General features: G+C 57.3%; 5 protein-coding genes and 1 pseudogene. All 6 read right to left on the reverse strand.

The genetic code is table 11. The features are described 5' to 3' along the window. Positions 1–50 precede the first annotated feature (50 nt). Positions 51–488, reverse strand: a complete 438-nt coding sequence (locus EOA28_RS24465; RefSeq protein WP_128315369.1) for a transposase — start codon at positions 486–488, stop codon at positions 51–53. A 230-nt stretch (positions 489–718) separates the two neighbouring features. Then, positions 719–933: pseudogene (locus EOA28_RS24470) on the reverse strand (ATP-binding protein); the annotation flags it as partial. Positions 934–1,023: 90 nt separating this feature from the next. Next, a protein-coding gene (locus tag EOA28_RS24475) for an IS5 family transposase (RefSeq protein WP_128315370.1) occupies positions 1,024–1,775 on the reverse strand; the annotation gives its coding sequence in 2 pieces (ribosomal slippage) (positions 1,024–1,445 and positions 1,445–1,775; 753 coding nt in all). A gap of 54 nt (positions 1,776–1,829) precedes the next feature. Then, complete coding sequence (locus tag EOA28_RS24480) at positions 1,830–2,618, reverse strand: ATP-binding cassette domain-containing protein (RefSeq protein ID WP_189342165.1); 789 nt, start codon at positions 2,616–2,618, stop codon at positions 1,830–1,832. 6 nt (positions 2,619–2,624) lie between these two features. Further along, a complete protein-coding gene (locus EOA28_RS24485) occupies positions 2,625–3,818 on the reverse strand; it encodes a hypothetical protein (RefSeq protein WP_128315372.1) in 1,194 nt (397 codons plus the stop codon). A 60-nt stretch (positions 3,819–3,878) separates the two neighbouring features. Beyond that, positions 3,879–5,026, reverse strand: a 1,148-nt coding sequence (locus EOA28_RS24490; protein WP_210214955.1) for a substrate-binding domain-containing protein, incomplete at its 5' end; no start/stop codon positions are given.

The raw sequence follows: 5,026 nt of genomic DNA on the forward strand, positions 1-5,026 counted from the left end.
GTCGGTCTCACCGCAGCAACGATAAATCCGGTCGGCCGGCACCACCGTGATCACCTGCTCACCTCCGCCCGGACGATGCGCAGCGCTGTCGGATCGACGGTCCCGTCGATCCGCAATCGCGCGCCATTCGCAAAGGCCACCACGATCTTGCCGGCCGGGTCCGGGCAATCGGAGACGGGCCGGTCGACCTCGGGCAGATCGTTCACCTCGACGCGCGCGAAGGTGGCCACCGCCTGGTCGACATCGTGCTCGCCGCCGGCCATCTGCTTGCGCCACGCATAGAGCTGCGAAGGAGCCACGCCAAACGCTTGCGCGACCTCGGTCACCGACGACCCCGCCGCGCTCGCAAGGTCGACCAACGCGCGCTTCTCCGCGCAACTCCACAGCCTCCGTTGCCGTACGCGGCCGGGCATCGTTGCACCAGCTTCAGCCGCCGCGGTGCTGCTGATCTCGGCGACCACATCGCCCTCTGCATGTTCCAATGTCATGGCGCGAAAGCTCCATGTTCATCGGCCTATTGCAAGGTGCCCTGGTGCACCGCTTACCAACGTTGTTCGACTTTCCCTGGAAGAATGTCAAAGTCCGCCAAGCAGGAGTCCTTGTCCAGCGACAACTATTCTCCAGGGCAGCGGAAGTGGGCCGCGCGAGGGTAGCGGTTCAAGTGCAGGATACTTCTCACGCACATTCAAACGTCAATATGGCAACGGCGGATAGCCAAGTCCAGGATCACGAGATCGGAATGCACGAGGCGATTGGCGATCTGGCCGGATCTTCCCTGTGCCTTCTCCTGTTCCAGCGCATAGACCAACTCGACCGTCGAGAAGAAGCGAACCTGTCTGTGATGATGCTCGATGGCCTGGACGCTGAGAGCGGTCGCTATACGGGTTTTGCCTGTTGGCCGCCGACGAGTACGATGTTGTTGGCTTCATCGACGGCACTGATCGCCACGATCGAGGTGTCAGATCCCGCTGCAGGCTCTTCTGCCAGAGTTGTTCATCCGACCCGCCTAAGGCTTGTTGATATTCATCTGGAGTTTATGACGGCGGCAGCGAGATGAATGATGGCGTTGAAGCTCTGGTCGGTTTTGTCGGCTCGCATGGCGATGCGTTTGAATTCCTTGAGTTTACAGAAGAAGTTCTCGATCAGATGACGCCATTTGTACATTTCGGCATCGAGCGGAATAGGCTTGGTTCGGCGCGGATGCTGGGAGATGACAATCTTGGCGCCGCGCTGGTTGAGATCGGCAATGATGCTATTGCTGTCGAAGGCCTTGTCGGCGATCAGAGCGCCGAAGGAGAGGCCGTCGATGAGCGGTTCGACGCCGATCGTATCGAAACGCTGGCCCGGCAGCAGGACAAAGCGCACGAGATTACCGAGGGCGTCGGTAAGTGCCAGGATTTTGGTTGTCATGCCTCCCTTGGAGCGGCCGATGGCCTGGCTCTGAGTCCCCCTTTTGCGCCCTGGCCGTGGCGATGGACCTTGACGATGGTGGCGTCGACCATGGCGTACTCCATGTCTGGTTCGTCTGAGCAAGCTTCGAAAAGTCGAATGAAAACATCGGCCTTTACCCAGTTGCGATATCGCGTGAAGACGCTGTTCCAGTTGCCGAAGAGAGCCGGAAGATCACGCCAAGGGCTCCCCGTCCGCGTGATCCACAGAACTGCCTCAATGAAGCGCCGATTGTCGCCACCGCTTCGCCCAGGGTCCATCGGCTTACCCAGACAATGTGGTTCCATCTTCGCCCACTGGGCGTCCGTCAGCACAAAGCGTTCCATCCAAAGCTTGAATCACAAACAAGCCAAACATGGAATCCTGAATATCAACAAGCCTTAGGCAAATGCAGTTGGGCCATCCAGCCGTGGTCGCCCGAAGTCCGTTTCTCCGACCCCTGCCATAGCGTGCAGGATTTCTTCCTCGGTGGTTTCGCTGGTCGTCAATTCGCATGCGATCGAGCCGCGCCTAAGGATGTACAAACGATCGGTTGTTTCCAGGAGATCGGAAAGACGATGACTGACCAGCATCACCGAGGTACCCGTCTCGGGAAGGTGCCGAATGAGTTCAAGCAGAGGGCGGCCGGCGGCCACCGATAGGGCTGCGGTGGGCTCGTCCAGGATGACAAGATGCGGAGAATTCGCCATGGCTCGGGCAATCGCTACAAGCTGTCGTTGACCGCCCGAAAGCGCCGAAACAGGCTCCGTCAGCGAGGGGATGCTCAAGCCAAGAGTATTAAGCACGCATTCGGCTTCCTCAAGCATTGAAGTCCGGTTCAGCACCCCTAACCCCAAAATATTGAGTTTTTTATGCTCTCGACCGAGGAAGATGTTCTCGTAGATTTCGAGATTGTCGCAAAGTGCCAGGTCTTGATAGACCATCTCGATGCCAAGCCCGCGAGCCGTCTTCGGCGAGTAGTTGTTCTGAAACAAGCCGCTGATGAGCAACTCGCCGTTGGAATGCGTCACATCTCCAGCGACAATCCGCATGAGGGTAGATTTTCCGGCACCATTGTCGCCTGCGAAGCCGACGATCTCGCCCGCGCCGATATGGAAGTTGATGCCTTCGAGGGCGGTGACGGCGCCATAGTACTTGGCGATTCCGTTAGCCTGGATGACGTTTTCCATGTCCATTCACCGTTTTTTGGCAGTCAGTGCATCGATGCCGACGGCGAAGAGAAGCACCGCCCCGGTAGCCACCATTTGAGTGAAGCTATTAACCCCAAGCAGGCTTAGCCCGTTGGCAATGCTGGCCATCAGAGCGGCACCGGCAACGGTTCCGACCATCGAGCCTTGACCGCCGAACAAGTTGGTCCCTCCGATGATTGCGGCGCTAATCGCGTTTAGCGCGAGGAGATCGCCGATGCCGGGCGGCGCTGCGTCCAGCAACGAACCTTGCACGATTGCCGCAATGGCGGTCAAAAGGCCCATGATCACGAACAGCAGGACCGTAATAAGGTTGACATTGATGCCAACACGCTTGGCTGCCTCCGCGTTGCCCCCTATCGCATAAACGTAACGGCCAAAGTCGGTGCCCCTCGTCACCCAATGGAAAACGAAGGTAAGTACGATCAGAAACAGTGTCGGATAGGGCAGGCCGCGATAGCTCGTAAACACCCAAAGCGAACCGAGCGACAGCAGGATAACAAGCGCGAACTGGAGCCTCTCAACTGTCCGCGAGATAGCGAGCTTGGACTGCTTCGCACGCATCTTCGTGATACAGTTGCTGACGAGGACAAGGCCGATTGTGACAACAAGCGCGCCTGAGATTATAGGCGGAAGCTGGCTATTCGCCAGCATATGGAAGGAGTTTGACAGGCCAGAGAGAGTTTGCGCATCAGGAATGAGGAATGCGACGCCTCGGATCCAAGAAACACCTGCAAGCGTTATGATGAAGGAAGGGATCGTCAGCCAAACACGCACCAGGCCGTGTAAGACTCCGATTGCTGCGCCAAGAGCAAGCGCCGCGCAAATCGTAACCAGCGTAGATGCGCCCATCTCCACCTGTAATTGGAAGATGACCACGATGATCAGCGCCATAGCTGCTCCGGCCGACAGATCGATTTCCTTCGCGATCAGTAGCAAAGTCATGCCGATGGCTACGATGGCGGTCACACTCATCTGCACCGAAAGGATGCTGAGGTTGCGCGCCGTCAGCACATAACCGCCTGTGGCGAAGTGGAATACAACCCACGCTATCGCCGTAAGACTGAACAAAATAACGAGTCGCAAATCTCTTATCGTTGCCGCTAGCGACGTATTCCTAATGTCACTCGCTCGAACATCGGCTCGATTTGCTGGTTGCATTACAGAAACGTACTCCGACATGGTGTTCTATCCTCCCGTTGCGTGGCCCGGCCGCGGACTGAGCGGCCGGGCGCTCTTAGCTCAGCGGAATTTTCGCAAATCATCGGGAATCTCACTGTCATCGATCCCTTTGAGCACCGCCTTTGCGTCGAGATAGGCAGGGCTATAGTGCTCGATATAATCTACAATGTTGTCCTTGGTGACATTGAAACTTTCGATCGGCCACCATGGCAGCGGAACTTTCCCGTTAGCCATGTAGGTGGTCGGCGCCTGCACTGTTTCACCCTTCGCAAGCTTAACCGCAATCTCGGCAGCGGTGGTCCCCATGACGTCATATTTCGTGAAGCTTGAGACAGTCAGGTAGCCTTTCAGAATATTCCGACAGCCTTGCGTCGTCGCATCCTGGCCACTTACAAAAACCTTGCCCGCCAGTCCTTGGGCCAGGAGAGCCTGAATGACGCCACCCGCCATGCCATCGTCGTTGCAAAAGAAGCCCTTGATCTGGTTGCCATTCGCTGAGAGCGCGTTCTCCGCTTGCTGTCGAGCGACTTCAGGATCCCAATTCGCGTTGAACTGGTGGCTAACGATTTCGACCTTGCCGGAGTCGATCAGTGGCTTGAGCTCGTCGTAATAGCCAGCTGTACATTCTTCGGCGACCGTGTCTTCGGGGCTGCCCGAAACGATGACGAACTTGCCTTGCAGGTCGGCCATCTTTGCGGCTGCCTGAACGGCCGTTCGACCTACGCTGCGATTGTCGCGTCCTACAAAGGCCGAAATTTCCGTGGTTGGTATCGCTTCATTGTAGGCCACGACGGGTATACCCGCGTCCTTTGCCTTGCGTACCATGTTCACGCTTGTCTTCTTATCGATTGCCGTGAGCGTCAGCACCTTGACGCCGAGGTTGATGAAGTTTTCCACGTCCCTCAGCTGCTGGGCGACATCGAGGTTGGATTGAGTGACAACCGGCTCGTATCCTGCCGCCTTAACCCCCTTCTCGAAGAACGGTTGGTCCAGCGCCCGATATCGCGGGACAACATAGTTCGACAGGATGAAGCCGAGGCGTTCTTGCGCAGCCTTTGCGGCCCGGGGAAGCCCGAGGGCTGATGCCAGTGAAATGCCGGCAGCCCCGATTATGAAACCCCGACGAGTTGTTGAAATTTCGTTCATTGCAGTTCCCCTTTTTGGCTTTCGGCTTGAGTGGTCGTCATACTCGCTGGCGCAGCCAGAGC

The sequence above is a fragment of the Mesorhizobium sp. M2A.F.Ca.ET.067.02.1.1 genome (genome assembly GCF_004023285.1).
Lineage (GTDB): Bacteria > Pseudomonadota > Alphaproteobacteria > Rhizobiales > Rhizobiaceae > Mesorhizobium.